This is a genomic window from Bacteroides sp. Marseille-P3684, assembly GCF_900291465.1.
In the GTDB taxonomy this organism is placed as follows: domain Bacteria; phylum Bacteroidota; class Bacteroidia; order Bacteroidales; family Bacteroidaceae; genus Phocaeicola_A.
In genome coordinates, this window is sequence record NZ_LT985808.1 from 101,023 (window position 1) to 120,166 (window position 19,144).

16 protein-coding genes are annotated in these 19,144 nt (G+C 50.6%); 6 read left to right on the forward strand and 10 right to left on the reverse strand.

Going from position 1 to position 19,144, the window contains the following annotated elements:
- Positions 1–60: 60 nt before the first annotated feature.
- The gene (locus C8275_RS00375; RefSeq protein WP_106483656.1) at positions 61–516 is read right to left on the reverse strand and encodes a cupin domain-containing protein; all 456 of its coding nucleotides are present in this window, start codon (positions 514–516) and stop codon (positions 61–63) included.
- Between the two features lie 180 nt (positions 517–696).
- Here C8275_RS00375 and C8275_RS00380 point away from each other — a divergent pair, with 180 nt between their 5' ends.
- Positions 697–1,077, forward strand: a complete 381-nt coding sequence (locus C8275_RS00380; protein ID WP_106483657.1) for a helix-turn-helix domain-containing protein — start codon at positions 697–699, stop codon at positions 1,075–1,077.
- Between the two features lie 338 nt (positions 1,078–1,415).
- On the opposite strand, the gene C8275_RS00385 is transcribed toward C8275_RS00380, so the two are convergent.
- On the reverse strand, positions 1,416–2,315 hold the full coding sequence (locus C8275_RS00385; protein WP_022385229.1) for a diaminopimelate dehydrogenase: 900 nt from the start codon (positions 2,313–2,315) through the stop codon (positions 1,416–1,418).
- Positions 2,316–2,412: 97 nt separating this feature from the next.
- On the opposite strand from C8275_RS00385, the gene ruvA reads away from it, so the two are divergent.
- Positions 2,413–3,009 carry a Holliday junction branch migration protein RuvA gene (gene ruvA / locus C8275_RS00390; protein ID WP_022385230.1) on the forward strand — a complete coding sequence of 199 codons (597 nt, stop codon included), beginning with the start codon at positions 2,413–2,415 and terminating at the stop codon, positions 3,007–3,009.
- A gap of 10 nt (positions 3,010–3,019) precedes the next feature.
- Here ruvA and C8275_RS00395 read toward each other — a convergent pair whose 3' ends face one another.
- From C8275_RS00395 to C8275_RS00430, 8 genes are all read right to left on the reverse strand, one after another.
- Positions 3,020–3,595: a DNA glycosylase gene (locus tag C8275_RS00395; protein ID WP_106483658.1), complete on the reverse strand. Its 576-nt coding sequence runs from the start codon at positions 3,593–3,595 to the stop codon at positions 3,020–3,022.
- 235 nt (positions 3,596–3,830) lie between these two features.
- On the reverse strand, positions 3,831–6,875 hold the full coding sequence (locus C8275_RS00400; RefSeq protein ID WP_106483659.1) for a DUF4906 domain-containing protein: 3,045 nt from the start codon (positions 6,873–6,875) through the stop codon (positions 3,831–3,833).
- 16 nt (positions 6,876–6,891) lie between these two features.
- Positions 6,892–7,887, reverse strand: coding sequence for a fimbrial protein (locus tag C8275_RS00405; protein WP_157948109.1), 996 nt, complete (start codon positions 7,885–7,887; stop codon positions 6,892–6,894).
- 21 nt (positions 7,888–7,908) lie between these two features.
- A complete protein-coding gene (locus C8275_RS00410) occupies positions 7,909–8,847 on the reverse strand; it encodes a FimB/Mfa2 family fimbrial subunit (RefSeq protein WP_106483661.1) in 939 nt (312 codons plus the stop codon).
- Positions 8,848–8,982: 135 nt separating this feature from the next.
- Positions 8,983–10,092, reverse strand: a complete 1,110-nt coding sequence (locus C8275_RS00415) for a hypothetical protein (RefSeq protein ID WP_106483662.1) — start codon at positions 10,090–10,092, stop codon at positions 8,983–8,985.
- Between the two features lie 57 nt (positions 10,093–10,149).
- The gene (locus tag C8275_RS00420; protein ID WP_106483663.1) at positions 10,150–11,604 is read right to left on the reverse strand and encodes a DUF3868 domain-containing protein; all 1,455 of its coding nucleotides are present in this window, start codon (positions 11,602–11,604) and stop codon (positions 10,150–10,152) included.
- 14 nt (positions 11,605–11,618) lie between these two features.
- Positions 11,619–12,197: a DUF3575 domain-containing protein gene (locus C8275_RS00425; RefSeq protein ID WP_106483664.1), complete on the reverse strand. Its 579-nt coding sequence runs from the start codon at positions 12,195–12,197 to the stop codon at positions 11,619–11,621.
- Between the two features lie 1,108 nt (positions 12,198–13,305).
- Positions 13,306–13,797, reverse strand: a complete 492-nt coding sequence (locus tag C8275_RS00430) for a hypothetical protein (protein WP_106483665.1) — start codon at positions 13,795–13,797, stop codon at positions 13,306–13,308.
- 112 nt (positions 13,798–13,909) lie between these two features.
- On the opposite strand from C8275_RS00430, the gene C8275_RS14530 reads away from it, so the two are divergent.
- The 4 genes from C8275_RS14530 to C8275_RS14755 all read left to right on the forward strand — a co-directional run bounded on the left by C8275_RS14530 (position 13,910) and on the right by C8275_RS14755 (position 19,138).
- Entirely contained in the window at positions 13,910–14,104 is a 195-nt protein-coding gene (locus C8275_RS14530) for a hypothetical protein (RefSeq protein WP_199881828.1), read from the forward strand.
- 479 nt (positions 14,105–14,583) lie between these two features.
- Entirely contained in the window at positions 14,584–15,567 is a 984-nt protein-coding gene (locus tag C8275_RS00435) for a hypothetical protein (protein ID WP_157948111.1), read from the forward strand.
- Positions 15,568–15,764: 197 nt separating this feature from the next.
- Positions 15,765–17,132 carry a carboxypeptidase-like regulatory domain-containing protein gene (locus tag C8275_RS14750; RefSeq protein ID WP_234395671.1) on the forward strand — a complete coding sequence of 456 codons (1,368 nt, stop codon included), beginning with the start codon at positions 15,765–15,767 and terminating at the stop codon, positions 17,130–17,132.
- Positions 17,108–19,138 (forward strand): TonB-dependent receptor, encoded by a 2,031-nt coding sequence (locus tag C8275_RS14755; protein ID WP_234395672.1) that lies wholly within the window; start codon positions 17,108–17,110, stop codon positions 19,136–19,138. The genes C8275_RS14750 and C8275_RS14755 overlap by 25 nt, the downstream gene beginning before the upstream one ends.
- Positions 19,139–19,144: the final 6 nt, after the last annotated feature.

Sequence of the window (19,144 nt, forward strand, 5' to 3'; positions counted from 1 at the left end):
AGGATGCATCCGTTCCACAAAGAGCCGGATACATCCTCCTGAACATGTCGGGCACTTCTGTCAGTCGCCCCACTCCACGCGTTCGGACAGGATATTGCCATCCTGGGCATCGTCCGCCGTGAAGGTTCCACCCCGGTATTGCACACAGAGCATCACGAGCGGAGCAGTCCCGTTGTTACGCACGGAACGGCGTCCTGCCGGAGCGACACGGACCACGCTCCCCTCTCCTACGGGGAACACCTGTCCGTCCACCTGAAATTCCCCTTTTCCGCTGAGGAAGAAGTAGAGCTCCTCATGCTGCTTGTGCGTATGCAGGAAACCGGTCTCAGTCCCGGGCTGGAACAGCTGGAAAGAGAACTCTCCGCCGGTGGCATGCACCGCCGCGCCTCCGAAAACCTTGCCGGGAACCTTGACATCCGGTCCCAGTTCCAGCACATAGTCACTCAGTTCACTCAACTTGCCAACCTCTACAGCCGTGAAGTTGGCAGCTTCTGCAATTTGCTTCATCTGTTTCATACGTCTACTGTTTTTTCTTGTCTGTGGTTGTTTCATGCCGATGATTCACTACCTTTGCAGCGTCTGAAGTTCCCTCATCGACAGTGCAAAGGTAACAGTCATTCCGCTTACAGACAATACGTTACCTGAAGGGAAGCTAGTTACCTCCAACTCACTTTTACTGTAAAACAAACCTTTGTCATGGCAAAAAATCTAGAAAAATATTCCATCATCGAGATTTGCCCCATCCGCAACGTGGTGTCACGGTTCGGCAACAAGTGGTCTTTCCTCATCATCCTGTTGCTCAGTGAAAACGGAAGCACCCGTTTCGGGCAGCTGGGCAAGCTCATCCCCGACATTTCCACCAAGGTGTTGTCGAACACGTTGCGCGTTCTCGAAGCGGACGGTCTGCTGAAGCGGACGGTCTTCCCGGAAGTTCCCGTCCGGGTAGAGTATGAGCTGACGGACACCGGGCGCAGCCTGGTCCCCATCATTCTTTCCCTGACGGAATGGGCGCAGAGCCACATGGCATCCATCATGCAGCACCGGAAGGATTTTGAGGGCAAAGAGGGACAAAGCTGATGCCCGACGGATGACATGCCGATGGGAATTTCAGTTCCACGCCGTGGGAATGACAGTTCCACGCCGTGGGACTCATAGTCCCAGGCTTTGGGACTCACAGTTCCACGCTTTGGGACTCGCAGTCCCAAGCCCTGGAACTCGAAGTCCCAAGCCGTATAGGACTAAATGCCTTGCTGAAGGGACGGAAAGGGCTCAAGCAAGAAGGGGGATGTCTGAACGGCTTGCGGGTGTGAACGAGGTGGAAAAGAAACAAAGATGTGACACGCATCTACACAGCAAGTCCCGGAGCCAAAGCCCCGGGACTTGCCCTATACTCATACATTCTAATAGCCGTATGCTTATACCAGATGAGCGATCAGCTCTTCACGGTCACCCGGCAACATGTCGATGACAGGAATCTCAATCATCGTGTAGCAACCCGGTTGCTGCTTCATGGCGGCACGCGCCACATTCACCAGTACCTGAGCGGTCAACGCCGGATTGTTGATGTGCATGTTGAACTCGAAGAGCTGGTTCTGTGTCTTGCCCGACACGCCCTTGCGCACCAGGTTCACACCGTGACCCATATCCTTCAAATCGTCCACACAGGCAACCTGCATCACGTGTGTCTCATCATGGGCGAAATACGGGTCGGCCTTGATGGCAGCTGTCACTTCGGCGAGCGTATGTCCGTCCTCGATTTCCACATAAACCATGCGGCGGTGGATACCGGTACCGACGGGAATGGTCATTGACAGGGCAGCCTTCACACCCTTGATGGCTTTCACTGCCACGGTGTGCCCCATGCTCATGCCCGGACCGAAATTGGTATAGCTGATTCCCTTGGGAGCAAGGCTCTGCATCAAGGTGCGGACGATGGAGTCGCTTCCCGGATCCCATCCGGCAGAAATGATGGAGACTGCCTGATGCTCCTTAGCCACCTTGTCAAGCGAACGGCGGAGGTCGACAATCTGCGTATGAATGTCAAAGCTGTCCACCGTATTGATGCCCAACGCCAGGCACTCCTTGGCATGCTCCTCGACGCTGCGGGTCGGTGTTGCCAGAATAGCCACATCCACATCGGAAAGTTCCTTAATGCTCTTCACTACCGGATAGGGTTCCAACTCTGCCGGCTTGTTTTCTGCACCATGACGACGGACGATGCCTGCGATCTCAAAATCGGGAGCCACTTGCAGTGCTTCCAACGTAAAATGTCCGATATTTCCATATCCGACAATGGCAGCTCTAATCTTTTTCATTTTTCTTTCCTGATTACAATTTTCTACTAAATGTGGTGCAAAAGTAGACAAAGCTCACTATATTTGCAATGAACATCTAGCAAATAAGTCAAAAAAGATGATAGAATACATCAAAGGTGATATTACGGAACTGACGCCTGCCACCGCAGTCATCGAGTGTGGAGGCGTAGGCTATGAAGCCAACATCTCCCTCAACACGTTCTCGGCGATACAGAACCTGAGCCGCACGAAACTCTACATTTATGAGGCCATCCGCGAAGATGCACACGTGCTCTACGGGTTTGCCGACAAGCAGGAGCGCGAACTGTTCCTGCTGCTCATCTCCGTGTCGGGCATCGGCGGAAACACCGCACGCATGATTCTCTCCGCACTGACGCCCGCGGAGCTGTGCAACGTAATCAGCAGCGGGAACGACAAGCTGCTCAAGACGGTGAAAGGCATCGGCCTGAAAACCGCCCAACGTATCATCGTCGACCTGAAAGACAAGATTGCCGCGCTCGGTCTGGGCAATGCGTCCGGAGCGGCAGAGCTTCCGATGAACCTGCAAAACGAGATTGTGGACGAAGCGGTAGCTGCATTGACCATGCTCGGATTCCCGGCCGCCGCCTCGCAGAAGGTAGTCCACGCCATCCTGAAAGAGGAACCGGACAGCCCCGTGGAGAAAGTCATCAAGCTTGCCTTGAAGCGGCTCTGAAGATTCCCGTTCACACCATCCCCAGGTCGGCAAACATCGCCGCATAGAACACCGCCTTCTTCTCCAGCGACAACGGATAGGCGCGTGAAGACGACGGCATGCGGTAGAGCCTCATCGGACGTTCCTCCAACTGAAAAGGCGAATAACTGCCTACCGTCGGCGCCTGTACGTCAAAGGTCTCGCACAGGGTGTCGGTGGCTTTCTGTCCCGTCGTGACAATTGCCCGGCAATGGGGAATCTGCCGCAACAGTCCTCTCACGTCGGTAGATTCCACCACTTCCAGGTATTTATCGGAAGCGTTGTCCTGCAGACGGCGTATGCTGGTGGCTGTATCGTACAGTGCGATGCCGCGTTCGTTCAGGAAGTCCACAATCATCTCTTTCCTGAAGCGTTTCGCCGCCACATCCACGAAGTGATTGCGGTCACCGAAAAAGACTTGCCCCACGATGCGCCACATGTCGTTGATGAAATTGGGGTAATAGAAGTCCATGCACCAACGTTTCTGTTGGGGCGGAAAGCTGCCTAGCATCAGCAGACGGGCATTAGCCGGAAGGAAAGGTTTCAGCGGGTGTTGTTCTACATTCATAATTCTCCTGTATCCAATGGTTCTGTGCGTGCAAAGGTAAGGAGAATACCGGCAAACTGGGAGGAATGAGGATAGGAAAATGGGATACTCCTCTCTTATCAAACGCTGAAGGCGGCCCCAAAGAGGTCGCCTCCAGACATTCGTGATAAATTATCAAATAAAGTTCGTCATCCCGACGAATATGTTCTCTGCTCAGTTCGTCACATCACGGACGCAACCAGATCATCCAACTCTCTTACCAAGCTCTTGCTTCCTGTAAGTCAGCCTCTGTTGCATCCCTAACACAACGGACATAGCCTCTTCCAAGTTCATTATCACTTGCTGTTATTATTTTTGATGTATTAAAATAGAAGCCCTTTCGTACGTTAGTATTGGAGAATTGAGTCCTCGAATAAGAATTTGTCTTCATGTTAATCTGATCGTTCGCAGTGGACATAACCATCAATTCATTCAAACTTGGCGTTCTCCAATATCCTCTGTCGCTACGATCGCTCTTCTCATAATAAGAAGAACAGGGATCATCTCCATAACTCCAAACACCATTCGTATAAATACCAAAGGCTATCTGATAATTTGAGACCTCAATATCCTTACTTGCAACCACAAAAGCTCCTGGCAGCATCATCTGATCTACATCTTCTTCGTTATGAGGTTCGTAAGGTTCTCGCTGAGGAGTCTCACTCGGTCTAAAAATAGACTCGACCAACCTGTCACCGAAATCAAAAACAGCATTTTTAGTATTTCCCTGACCAATTGCCTTCAATTCGCCATAGACAGGTTCAGCCAAAGCTTCAGTACCCACAAGCCTCTCTTCATCCATACCGGCATCATTAACAAGAGTCTTCTTGGGCAAGTTACGTACACATCGTATCATCGCCTTACCACCCATCGTTGGAGAACCATAGGCTCCAACCTCAACAGCCCAATATAATGTATAGTCATAGTCATTATTGGGTGGATTGCTCGTATTGACATAATATAAAGCTCCATCTTCCAAATAATTGTCCGGATATGATGCACCTATCATTGTTGACTTGTCACCAACATACAGCCGTGTTTCACTGGGTAAAGCCTTTACTCCAATGCCAATCCGCAGATACTGGGACAAAGCCGGTAAATACCAACGGACTTCATCCTTATCTATTTTTCCATCACCATTCAAGTCACGGTTACGTGCCATACAGGCTTTTACAGCTGCATTATATTTTAAACCGGAATAGTTCCAAACATTGCCCGAACTTGAATTATCATCGGTGTACCCGACCTGTGTAAAGTCTATATAAGAACGCCAGTCCTGCACACCTGACGACACTATACCCAAATTGGTCAACATATTATCACGACCATTAGACCAGTCATCAGAACTTCTGTTAGGATCTCCAAATCCCTGAATCACACCATTCTCATTGTATGTTTCCAATCCCAAAGCATTGGTTGTTCCAGAGGCTTCCGGCTTATAGAACGTTGCAATCGAATGTTGCGTAATATAAGTCTGTGCTGTAGAATATGTACTATTATGGTCTTCGCTGATTTGCATATTGCTTGCAATCATCATCGTACGTGCTTCTTTACCTGTAAAAGCATCCCATGCCACAAGTTGATGCGCCAGATTCTCCCTATAAAAATACTCATCAATAAATATCGTAAAACGAGCTTTCCAATCACCGTTCTCTTGTATCAAGATCAAGCCGTTATCCGAAGATGGCTGCTGTTTCATGTAAAGCTGATAAATGGCATCTCCCATCATCCGGCATATTTCGTAAGGAGAATAAAGTTCGTCACTATTCTCTCCCGGATAGAGAGATATGGTTTCATCCTCTTTCTGTGGATAAAATTCAATCCATCTATAATCAATTCCAGCCATATCCTTTTCTTCATATCCTGAATTATCCGGGTCATAAGGCAGTCGTAGTTCTTCAGTTGAAGAAACAGTGTTCATTGGCGAATGAATCGCCAAAAGGAAATGGTTGGCAATGTTTTTTTTTACCTTGTTTTCTGTAGCACTCTCAGAGTTTGGATTAAGTTCTTGTACCTTACGCAAAATATCAGACAAGTTATATTCTACAAATACTTGCTCATAATGGGCATCCAGACTGAAGATTTTTGAAGCATCTCCCATTTCTATGACATTCCCTTCGGCTCCATTCTGGTATTCCTCCGGAGTCTTCTCTGCTTCTACTTTAATCTTTTCCAATCCATGCACCTTTACCGTATATGTGTAGATATTATTACGCTCAACAGAAAAATTATCCATACTACCTGTTTTTTCGCTGAAATCTCCCAGATGAATCGTATATTCCACATCACCATAACGTGTCAACTTACCATCAGTGATTTCCTTACAAATACCTTTCAGGACCACGTAAGTAGCCTTATCCGGCGCATAAACCCACTTCTTATCAGAGCCTGTACCCTCGAAACTTTCACGGTCATCATAATCACCACACCCTTCAACCTTCACACTCTGCAGGTTTTCCGGGATATGTACATCAAATTCCGCAATATGGTCATCACCTGCGCTTGCAATATTTACCGGATTTGCATGATAGACGTCCTTAGCAACATCAGCTGTCTCCGTATTCAACACAGAAGATTGTGCTGCTATATTATAAAATGCATAGCTACTTGGTTCAAACGTAACCTCTTTATTTCCTTCTTTATAGGATGTATAAATCACAAATTTAATTTGTGCAACCAGACGCTTTAATTTTACATTACCCTCCGGCTGACCATCCTGAACCTTCACTTTACCATAACCAGACAATGGCATATAGCCACTGGCAAAATTAGGATATGTCTTACCGTCCACTATAACATTGGATAACGTATACAAGACTTCTTCAAATCTGTCACGCCCTTCCTTGGCTGCATTCTCCAATTTTGTCAGTGTATCATTTTCCCACAAGCCCGTTGATGTATTACCCACAGCATAAACATATTGCTCACCTTCATAGAGGGTTAGGTTTTTCACAGTGTAATACTGTCCATCTTCGCCTCTTCCTCCTTTCACCAAGGTGGCATCATCTGTAGATACCGTTTGGGAAGATAAAAAGTCATTTTCAGAAAATACGTAAATTTGAGCATTATACATACCTGAGCGCGTATTATCCGCCCTCGTGACTTCCACCTGCATGGAGTTTGGAACAGCAAATTTCAGGTCTACCTGAACTGGCTTATTCACGTCGGCACCTTCTGACGTACGGTTCATCAAGTCATCTTGACAAGCCGTGATGCCCATGACGCAAAGCATCGTGTATATAATATATCTTATCGTTTTCATAATGACTGCTTTTTAATCAAATGAACGGTGGAACTTCTATATTCTTTACACCCCAGGGAACAACCAAGATATCAAGGTCTGTCTCCACTTCTTTGTGGATGTTTACAGTAGCACGGATTTCTACCTGGTCATTCCGATTGATGTAATTCCTTCCTGCTTCATCGAAATGGATAGTAACCGGAGTCGCCAATGCTTCAAATCCTGTCGTATTGGACATCAGCGAGAGTGTGAAACAGTTAGTCTTCTGTACTCCTGTTTCGTAAATATAGCCGGTAAATACCGCTTCATCCTTGTCCGGTGTAACTTTAACATTTTCAGCATCCAGTGATATTTCATTGAATTGCACGCCAACAGGCAATTGCTGGGACTTGTCAAAGAGATAAGTACGGTCGGCAATAAACGGACCGAACTTCACTTGTTGCAAAGTAAAAGGTTCACCCGACTGGTTGTCGACATAAAGTACCACCTTCGCCACTGCATGCACGATTTCAATCTCGATTTGCTGATTCTCCTCTCCCTTAACCTGTACACCTTCTTTCATGCCTGTGATGGGCAGACCGGAGGTACTGATCTGGCTGCGCGTCTTCGGGAAATAGGGAGCATCGGACGGATTGGTGATGACCCGGTTCAGGAAATTCTCGTCAACCGTACTGACGTCATCCAGGTCAGTCAAGCCTACGCTCGCCTCGTTGGCAATGACATAGAAGTTCTTTGTTCCTACGGGGACGCCGAGGATGGTCAGTGTTGTTTGCGAAACATCATTAAAATTTTGGACTGTATTGATTTCCACCTTATCTTTATCATCGGTAATCAATACGCGGAGTGTCTTGATGCCTTCATTCTCATCAACATCGGCTGTACCCTGTCCGTCGGCACGGGTACTGAACACGAGATTGACCGTTGCGGTCTCGTCGGTGGAGCCTGCATAGTCTTCCTTGATACAGGAGGACAGAAGAAACGTGAGCCACACGAGTGGCAGCAGGCATCTATATAATCGGTTCGTCTTTTTCATACGCATTGGTTTTCATGTCAGTTAATTCCATTCGGGCTTGCCGTCCACGATAACCCATTCGGGCAGTTCGATGGAGACGTTCACGCCGTGGAAAGTGATGGATATCGGCAGTGCTGCCTCTTGAAGAGTCACATCAATTTCATCGTCGTAGTACTGCAGGTAGTTGTAGATATTGCCACGCACGAGCTCTTTGCCGGTGGCTTTCTCGGTCAATACCAGCGTATGTTCGCAACAGTCTTCCGACAGGATACCGTCGCAGTCCATGCGGAACACCGCCAGGTCGTCCGTGCGATAACACTGCTCCGTGTCATCCCACACGAGGTCGGGATAGAGCGTTCCCTTCTCGTCCTGATTGACAGCATTATTGAACGACGTCTGTGCGTTGGAGTTTTCAAGGCTCAACTGATAAGCGATGCCATCGGCACGTGTTCCCGGTGCAGGCAGTCCGTGTATTTCCACCTGCATGTCGATGTGCGAACTGTAGAGGGTCACTGTGTCGCGATACATCACCCCTTCGCCTCCGGGAAGGAAAAATTCCTTCTGACCCATGTAGTTGTGGTCATGCGACGTCACCGGATCGCCGCTTCCCCAGTTGGGATGCTGGATAAAGATGTCATCGAAGCTGGTAGCCTGCAGGTTCACCACCTCCGTTGCATCGTAGGCATTGCCAACCGCCACCACCTTATAACGTTTTCCGACAGGCAACTTAAACGACGGTTTGGCTGCAAAGTGTGAGAGTTCGTCCTGGTTGTAATGGCCGACGCCGAGGATGTGTCCGCCTTCATCGAAAACATACAGGTCTACCTTACTCATGTATTGATAAAGTACATCCGTATCGCCGTCCGCCAGATATTGGAAGTAGATGGTCACGTTGTCGCAATCATCATAGTCTTCTTTGATGCAGCCGGTAGCCAGGACGAGTGCCACCAGCATCAGCATTATGTTTCTTATTTGTTTCATATACTCATCCGTGTTTATTTGTTGACAAGGATCAAACTGTATGTTTATTCCGTAAGAGGGAGGGAAAAGAGAGCAAGGCGGAGCGGTTTGCAGTGCTCCGCCTTGCCATGATACGTGTTTATGATTATTGGGGGATTAGTTCCACTCTACACTACCGGTCGCAATGGTCCAAGCTTTCACAGTGACAACGGCATAGATATGCACATCTTCACCTCCCTGCCAGCCTTGGCCGATAGCCTCATCAGGAATTTCAAGCGACTCCACCTTATAGATGTATCCTGCCGGGAATTTGGTAATCACATTGTCATCACCTGCACCAAATGCTTCTTTATAAGCAGCAGATGCCTCATCCAGTTTGTAGTTTTTCACCGTAGCGTATCCAAAACCATTTGTCGGCCAGATGGTTCCAGCGTAATCGGTCGTATTGATGGAGATGTTGCTAAAGCATACCTTCAATGTCGGCAATTCACCACTGGTGACGGGAGCTATATTGAAGGCATAGCATTGGTTATTTGCAGGCCATACAGGGGACTGTATCTCTTCATTGTATTTCGCAAAGTCCTCATTGATTGCAGGGCTACTCATCAGGTTGTTGACATCCCAAGCTTCTGCCTCAGCCACCCCTGCAACTCCATCGAGCATCACGCCATCAATCTTGATGGTATTGAACATACACTTCTTACCAGCTGTGTCCACGTGTTTGATGCCACCGAATTCCAGACGGGCCATTGTGTGCTCAGGCTCCAGTGCCACTTCATATTCCGTGATACCATCCTCGTCCTTATCACCCTTATTCACAAATTTTGTGGCAACTTCCGAATCATACAACGGTTCTGCCAGACCAGCATTGACAAATTCTTCGGGCGTCCAACCGCTGGACTTTTCAGTATTGATAAAGACCTCCATTTTTGACGGGTTACGTACGCCGGTGAACTGGAACTCCTTAACAGCCTCCAACATGGCTTGACGGGGATTCTCCTCTTCTGCAAAATCAGCAAGGTTGAACACCTTGTCTGTACCACCCTGTTGAGCAGTCAGCACCAGCTTGATAGAGTTCAAGGTCACCTCTTCGGAAGTAGTATAATCTGCTACCGGAATGGCTCTGCTCAATGCCGGTTCGGCAATATTCACACGAATGGTTGCTTCTCCTTCAATGGCTGCACTTGTGCCAAAATCTTCTTCATTACTGCAAGCAGCAAATGCCAGTGCTGCTGCTGAGAACATAATAAAACTTCTTAGTTTCATACTCTTTAATTTTAAATTAAACAATCAGTTAATATGTAGGTTCTTACACTTCGTGACTTACAGTTGCTCCATCACCTTCAGCAGTTGTTCCAGGTTGGTGCGTGCGTCGGTGTTGCCCTCATTTGTCGACGCTTCAAGCAGGGCTTTTGCCTTGGCATACTCACCGGCTTTGGCGTATGCCACACCCAGGGTGTTTTTTGCGGAAGCATCGAGTTGCTTGCCTTCCAGCAGGGCAATGGCGGCACGCACCTCGTTCTGCTCCAGCTTCGTCACTGCCGCATTGCCTAGTGCCACGGGATTCTCGGGATAGGTGCGGGCGGCAATGTCCATCGCCTCATTGTATTCCGCCGTTCCCTTGCCGTAGCTGCCGGCAACCTGATACATCTCATTTAGGCTCAGGAGCTTCGGACTTTTCCGGAGGAGTTGCCGCGCTTCCTCCAGGTTGAAGTTGCGCACGTTGTACTCGATGCGGTATTCGTTGCGGCGCAACGGACCGTACATCTCATTGAGCAACCGCTCGTAAATCTGTGGCGGAACCAATGCCTTCAGCTGTTCCTCGCAGGCATCCCGGTCACCGTCGCAACCGTCGATGATGGCAAGTACTTCATCTATTTTCAACAGACGGGGATGCTTCTGCACTTCTTCGCGCAGCCCTTCCCAGTCTTCTCCCTTCCAGTCTACGTGCCACAGCGAAGCGGGGATACCGGTGTTCTGTTTCTTCACATAATCTGTAAAGGTCTTTGCCCGTCGTTCGGAGAGCTTCAGGTTGTAAGCCACCGTACCTTCGGGAGAGGCATATCCCGTGACGTAGATACCCGTTATGGTGAGGTCCTTATTGTCCTTCACGGCATCGATGGAGGCTTGCACGTCGGCGAGTTCACGGGCATTGTCCTTGAACTTCGGGTCAGTCGTGTAGCTGTCCTGACGGTATTGCAGACGGGCACTGCGCACCTCGTCACGCCGTTTCACCGGTTCGGGCACCGGCTCTTGCAAGGTCAGCCGATAGTCGGGTACAAAACGTGCCAATACCAGCGGATCGAGCGTCGATGTCTCACCGCCCTCGCCACAGTCGGCACAACCCGTCACCGCCTCGCGCACCTCCAGCCGGCTGTCATACATCCAGCGTGCAAAGGGTGCCGTGGCTTCATAACTGACGGTCTGCGCCTCGCCGTTCTTCCGACGGACGGTAGTCTGTACATGCTCATACACAGGCTTTCCCGTCAGTGCCTCCTGACGCCGGATGGCGCGGTTGCGGATGCGTCCGTTGACCACCACCGACGGGAGTTCCAGTTCGTTGCGTCCGTCTTTTGACACCAGTACAGGCACCAGCTGTGTGGTGTGCTGACGCTTCATCTTCACGTCGCTCAGGTCGAAGCGCATCGTCACACGCACCTCGTCGCCCACACGCCGCACCTCGCGGCCGCTCACCTCGATGTCCTTCATATAGCCCGTCTGGGCAAAGGCGCTCATGCCCGCCAGGAGCATGGTTGCCAGGAGAATATGTCTTTTCATAGTTGCCCTCCTCGTTACTTGATGATGTAGATGATTGACAGAGCCGCCTTCGTCAGCCCCAGGTAGTTCTTGTGTCCGCGCCCCAGCATTTCTCCGCAGTGGCCGCACTCATAACGCTTGTAGTTGGCATGGATGAACCCTAATCCCAGTTCGGCCTCCAGGCTCCAGCGGTTGCCGAGTATCCAGTGATAGCCGTAGCCCACACCGCCTCCGGCAAACCAGCCTTGTGCGCGTGAGTTTTCCAGTGCGCTGAACGTGCCGAAGGGCAAGTCAAGGTTCGAGAGGTTGAACTCTCCGCCCAGGGCATGGAGTGCAAAGAAGTGTCCGTTGAAGCGCTCGCAGAGCCAGTAGCGTCCTTCGGGCTGCACCATCCAGTGCTTCAGCTTCTTGTCGTCAGAGAAAGTCCAGGGATTGTAGTTGCCGGACACATCGAGTGTCCATTTCGGCGCCAAGCCGACTTCCACGCCCAGATTGAGTGTCGTGGTGGCATCATAGAGCAGGTTGCTCTTGACCGCCCACCTTTGGGCGTGCAGCGGAGCTGCGAATAGGAGGAAAAGCCCCGCCGTCAACAGATACAGGAGTCTGCGTTTCATATTGTAGATATTTAGTAGTTATCATTGTCTCTTTTCCACTCAGGGGAGCCGGATTCTGACAAAGGATCGCTCTCTTTAATGACCCTCGACTCCGGGTGCTCCGGCAACATCCGGTTGATTATCTCGTCTGCAAATATAAATTATTTTTCCAATAGATTGTATCCAAATTTTATTCCTGTTTTTACAATACAGGACTATCTGCACATTTGCTCCCGACGGCAAGAATCTCCAGAATTGAGACCGCATCGTCCTTCATTCAGCCTTCAAAATATAAATATTTATTACCTATCTGTTTCCTCATGTACCTTACAGACCCGTTTACCACACGCCATTTACTAAAATACTCATTTTCAAAATTTAAAATTCAGGACAATTTAGACCAAAAGAAACGAATAAATATCCGACATTTATCCGCCCTGCACCTTTAATTATATACGCAACTTGCTTTACCATCAAAACGTATATATTTATTACCTGCATCCGGAATCCTTCACCACACTTATCCCTACAGCAAACCCAACAAAACGCCTTCTTATTTTCCCAAAATTCATTTACATTTCCGATAATAATTTAACCCTTTCATTAACTTTTTTAACCCTCATCTTCCAGTCTTCTTTCCAGGCATGCAACTGGAAATCCGCTTCGGTTGGAACAGGAACGGACGGGATTCAAACCTGGAAAGGAAGGCTCAGCCAAACCCAATAAGGACGTGAGAGTACAGGAAAAGTACTTGTTCCTTTCTATCCTATTGATACCAAAAACGCCTCTATCGCTGACACATTTACGCAAATCAAGGTTTTCAGCTAACGCACACTTTGAGAAAATCGGGCAAAGCAGGTTATTTTAAGAATATCCATGCAGTTCAAAGCGCATAGTTATCCAAAAGCAGGGGTAAAAGCGAATATTTATACCGCGAAACAATATTGTTTGAGAGGTCAAACACTTGTGTTTGGTGCGTGAAACAATATTGTTTGACGACCCAAACAATATTGTTTCGTCCGTCGAACAAAAGTGTCAGCACTGCGAAATACTCATTTTTAAGTTCATAAACACTATTTCAGCTTCATTCACCTCTAGTTTGTTCGGGAGAGTGTTCAATCAGGAAGTATCACGATGCACATTCTCTTGCACTTTCAGCATTCAGACAGCTTCCATACGCTCCCCAATACATCCAAAAGCATCCATAATCTGCCCTCATTCTGACAATGTGTATTTCACCAAACGGCTGAGAATGCAAAAAAACGGAGGTTGCCCGTCCTTGGATGCAAAGAAGGGCATTCTGGAGGGCTTCGTTTGACGTTTTGTCATTTTGACAGACGTCGTTCGACAGCCAGACACGGCTTCCTGCAACAGGATGCAGGGCTTCTCCGACAAAAATATCCGGGAAATCTTTGTAGTTTTCGGAATTTATCCTTTCCTTTGTGAACGAACCAAAAAAGATATCAGCAAGAGACAGACACAAGGATTTAAAGACATATTTCAAGCGACTTGTAGACAAGTTATTTGGCTTTAGTAAATCTGGAAAATTGAAAAGAGCCCCAAATAATAAGTCGAAAGGTAGGTTTGTACCCTGCAAAGGGCACAGCCTGCTTTTCCTCATTTGGGCCAAAGGTTTTACCAGAACCTACTAAAGCAAATGAACGAAAAGACAAGGCAGTGTCCTTTTTTCTTTTGCTTCTTGCAGAATGGGTCTAAACCTTAAAAGCACAAATATGGATTACCAAATGAATTGCCTGAAACGTCCGTCAGCCTATCCAGGCTGGCACCGACACCGACAGCACAGCAACCTCGCGAACGTTGCTGACCGACCTGCTACCGGACAAACACCGGGTGAGCGTGTCCACGTACTTTTCACTCATCCCCTCCTCTACATCTTCAGGAACATCCCCGAACCCTTTCATCACTAATTGCACCTCCCGGTGTCCTGCCGCGGACTTCCGTGTAACAGCTTTGAACAGGTTTTGCGCGCGAGTACCTTATATAAAAGGAACCGTTGCGACAGAAAGGCTGCATCCCTCTGCTCGGATATTTCAAATGTTAAAAGCGTTTGTGCTCCCTTAGATTCTTCTAAGTATTATTTGCAGTTTTCACACACTTATACGTATCTTTGGGCACTTCAATTAAATCATACATTGGAGTACGATCCATTAAAGAATTATCTTTACTAAATGGAACGGCACAAACACAACAATCTAAACACAGCGACTCATGAAAAAGTGCGCTTTGACAACATACGAATCCGAGAGAGTTCCTGCGCCTCCTCTTCTCCGCGCACATGGAAGCGCCCCTGCACGCAGCCACCCCAAGGAGGCGGCTCTTACGGGGCGGGATACTTCCCCCTACAAACTTGACTAATTCTCTAAACCACACTCAAACCATTACATCCATGAACAAAAGATTCCTGTTATTTGTTCTCTTCACACTGCCCTTGCTGGTCATTCGGGCAGGAGAGAAAATGAAGACCACCTTGAGCTGTCAGATTTACGACTTCAGGGGAGAGATGATTTACTTCGACTGTGTGCAGTCTCCCTTCTTCCGGGCAGAATTTCACACCAACCCGGGCGAAAACCACATCTACAACTTTGAGACTGACCGCCTGGTGACCATGCTCGTCAACAGCCGTGTACAGCTCGTCCTCGAACCGGGCGACAGCCTGCATGCCGTAATCCGCTATGGCAGCAACGGACGTCCGGAACGTATCGAACTGAGCGGAACCGAACGTGCAGTCCGCCAGAACAACCTAAAACGGGACATCTCCCAAATCCAGGCTTCCATGCGCTACAAGACCCAGCTGCTCGCTTGTGTGGCTGTCGACACCAAGCCGGCTGACCGCCTCCGTGACACCCGGACGTTCCTGGAAAAGACCGACAAGCTCATCAAGCTGGAGTCGTCGCACTGTTCGCCGGAGTTCATCAACTACATCCGTGCCGAGGTGGAAGCCATCGCCTACGGTTCGATGGTGGAGTATCCTGCCATGTATGCTTCGGTGCGCCACGTCCCCATCGAGCAACAGGGCATCGGCGACTACTGGACCATCGTCGACGACTACACTCCGCGGGATGACCAGGCTTCGCTGCGCTGCATGCCTTACAACGAGTTTCTCTGCCAGTATTGTGTCTACCAACGTACGAAGGAGGCACATGCGGCCGGAAAGACCTACAAACGTCCACAGACCCTGGAAGAGCACTACCGGGAACTGACCTCCTTCTTCAAAGGCAACCAGCTGGACGCCACGCTCTTCCTCGTGCTGTCGAACTACATCCGCAACGGAAAAGACATCGAGCGGGTGGAGCCTTTCCTGAAGGAATACAAAGAGAAGTATAACGTCGACAAGAGCTACGCCGAAATCCTCGACTCGCTCATGCAGTGAGGAATCCCTCCACACAAAGGACTGCGTGCATACACACGGACGTACCGTGTGCAGGGTGCACCTTGTCCTCCTTCACCGAAAACACTTACTACAACGCGCGTGCAACCGTCTCAGTGGAAGGGTGTCAAGCCTGCTTATCCATCCACCGCAACAGTCTGCACCTGCGAAAATTGAACCATCCAATAAAACGCTGAGAGATGAGAAAGTTCAGACGATTAGTCCCCATCCTGAGTCTTGCCCTGTGCACCAGCCTCGGCATGACCTACACCGTGTCAGCCCAAGACATTGATAGAGAGAGGGCTTACAAGAATGAGAGAATCAGTGTGCGCATCAGCAACGAACCGCTGAGCACCATCATCGAACGAGTGGCTGCACAAGCCAAAGTGAAAATCTACCTGCAAGGGGTGACCCTGATCGGCATCGACCGTCCCACGACCGTCAACGAGAACGACAAGACGCTCGATGAAATCCTGCGCGAGCTGCTGAAAGGACAGAACGTGCGGCTGCGCTATGAGATCGGGCGCACCATCTATGTGGAACCTGCCGGCGAGGAAGACGGCGAGTTTGCCATGATGCCCGTGCAGGGCTTCGTCCGGGGTTCCGATGCTCCGGAGGGCCTCATCGGCGCTACCGTGGTCATCACGGACGGAAGTGGCAACAGCACGGGCATGGGTTGTGTGACCAATGCCGACGGCAAGTTCTCCATCAACGTGCCGCGCAAGCAGTCCATCAAGGTGTCGTTCATCGGCTACAAGAGCAAGTCCGTCCAGATTCTCAAGCCGGAGACAGCACTGGAAATCACGCTGAATGCCAACACCGTCGACATGGACCAGGTGGTGGTGACCGGTATCAGCAAACGAAGCAAGAGCAGCTTCACCGGAAACTATGTCACCGTGAAGGGCGACGAGCTGCGCCGTGTCAGCCCGACGAACATCCTGCGCGGCTTGCAGTTCTACGACCCGAGCTTCCGCATCGTGGAGAACAACCAAACGGGTTCAGACCCGAATGCCCAGATGGACTTCCGCATCCGTGGTGACCAGAGCCTGGGCATCAACACCGAAGCCAACAGCATGGACCTCATGCTCGACAACGTCTCGAGCCGTCCGAACGTGCCGCTCTTCGTCCTCAACGGATTCACCGTGCCCATCAGCCGCATCCTGAGCCTTGACCCGGAACGTGTGGAGAGCATCACCATCCTGAAGGATGCCGCCGCTACCGCCATCTATGGTTCAAACGCAGCCAACGGCGTCATCGTCGTAGAGACCAAGGTTGCCCCCGACGGCGCCCTGTCAGTATCCTACAGCGGCAACTTCACCGTACAGGCTCCCGACCTGACGGACTACAACCTCTGTAATGCGGAAGAGAAGCTTCAACTGGAGTGGATGGCAGGCATCTACGACCCGTCGAACAACACGGAGATGAACCTCTACAACCGCTACAAGCGCAACGTCCTTGCCGGCGTCAACACCTACTGGCTCTCGCAACCGCTGCGCACAGCCTTCATCCAGAACCTTCGCTCACGGCAGCCGGCGGTACGGACGTGTTCCGCTATACGTTGGGCGTGAACGCGGGCTTCACCCCCGGTGTGATGAAAGGCTCGTCGAACAACAACAAGAGCGTGAACCTGAACATGTCGTACACCAAGAACCGGATTGTCGTAGGTGCCGACATCACGCTGACCGAGACGCAGGGCGAGAACTCCCCCTACGGCAGCTTCTCCAGCTACACCGAAGCCAACCCCTACTATCAGATAAGGAACGCCGAGGGTGAGTATGACAAGATTCTCGACACGAAGGGACTGGGAGCCGGTTACGCCAACCAGGACATCTACAACCCGCTCTACGACTCACAGTTCAACGCCCGCAACGAGACGAATAACCTCAACATCACCGCCCAGCTGAACGCCGAGTACATGTTGCTGAACAACCTGCGCCTCACCGCCCAGCTGTCCTACATGCGTGGCATGGCACGCACGGAAGCCTTCTCACCGGCAGGCATGACCACGTTCGACCAGGTGCAGGACCTGACGCAACGCGGCTCGTATGCCAAGAGCACGGGTGAGCTGACCTCATGGTCGAGCAACCTGGGTATCAACTACAACCTGCAAATCAACAAGCACCTCATCAGCCTCTTCGGCAACTGGACCGTCAACGAGGACACTAACAACCAGGTGAACATGAGCGCTACGGGATACCCCGACGAACACATGGACGACTTCATCTTCGGTTTCCAGACCTCCAACCGCCCGACAGGTACGGAAGAGACCTCGCGCGCCATGGGTCTGACGGGACAGTTCTCCTACAGCTATGACAACAAATACTCCTTCGACTTCAACGTACGTGCCGACATGTCGTCGCGCTTCGGTGAAGACAACCGCATGGAACCGTTCTGGTCAGCCGGTGTGCGCTGGAATGCCTACCGTGAGAAGTGGCTGGAGGGTCGTCTGTCGAACCTCGTGTTCCGTGCCTCGTACGGTGTGACCGGTTCGCAGAACTACGACCCCTATCAGGCCATCGAGTTCTACACGTTCAGCAACTCGATGAAGCCCTACCAGTCGTTCAACGTGCTGGGTGCGCTCCTTCAGGGACTCAACAACTCCAGCCTCGGCTGGTCAAAGACGGGCAACCTGAGCCTTGCCGTCGACCTGGGCTTCTGGCGGAACCGTGTGAACATGACCTTCAACTACTACAACAACATCACCCGTGAGATGCTGGTCAACTTCGACCTGGCTCCCTCCACAGGCTTCGCCTCGCAGATGCTCAACGCCGGAGAGTTGCAGAACCGCGGTTTCGATGCTTCGCTGAACGTCATCGCCTTCCAGGACCTCCGCCGCCAGCTCTACTGGACCATCGGCGTGAATGCCAACCGCAACAAGAACAAGATACGCAAGATCTCCAACGAGCTCCAGGCGCTCAACGAAAAACAGCTCGCGAGCGAGGATGCGCCCCTGCCGATGTATCAGGAAGGACAGTCGACCACGACCCTCTTCACCGTGCCGTCGCTGGGCATCGACCCGTCATCGGGCCAGGAGGTCTACCTGAAGCGCAACGGCGAGAAGACCTTCAAGTGGGACCCCGTCGACAAGGTGCCTGTGGGTGACACGAACCCGAAGGTGAGCGGTGCCATCAACTCGTCGCTCAACTGGCAGGACTTCTCCTTCTCGGTGAACATGACCTACCGCTACGGTGGCATCACCTACAACTCGACCCTCGTCGACAAGCTGGAGAACCGCAACGTCGCCTTCAACACAGACCGCCGTGCACTGACCAACCGCTGGCTGAAGCCGGGTGACGTGGCACGCTACAAGGCACTCGACCGCCAAGGTTCCGAGACACCGCAGAGCAGCCGTTTCATCATGGACGACAACGAGCTGAACCTCGCCAGCATCGCTGTGGGCTACCGTTTCCGCGACGACCAGTTCGCCTTCCTGCGCAAGTGCAGCATCCAGGCACTGAACCTCAACTTCACCACCAGTGACCTTGTGCGCTGGTCGACCGTGAAGATGGAACGCGGACTCGACTATCCGTTCGCCCGTTCCTACACCATGTCGCTCTCCATCATCTTCAAATAACACCAA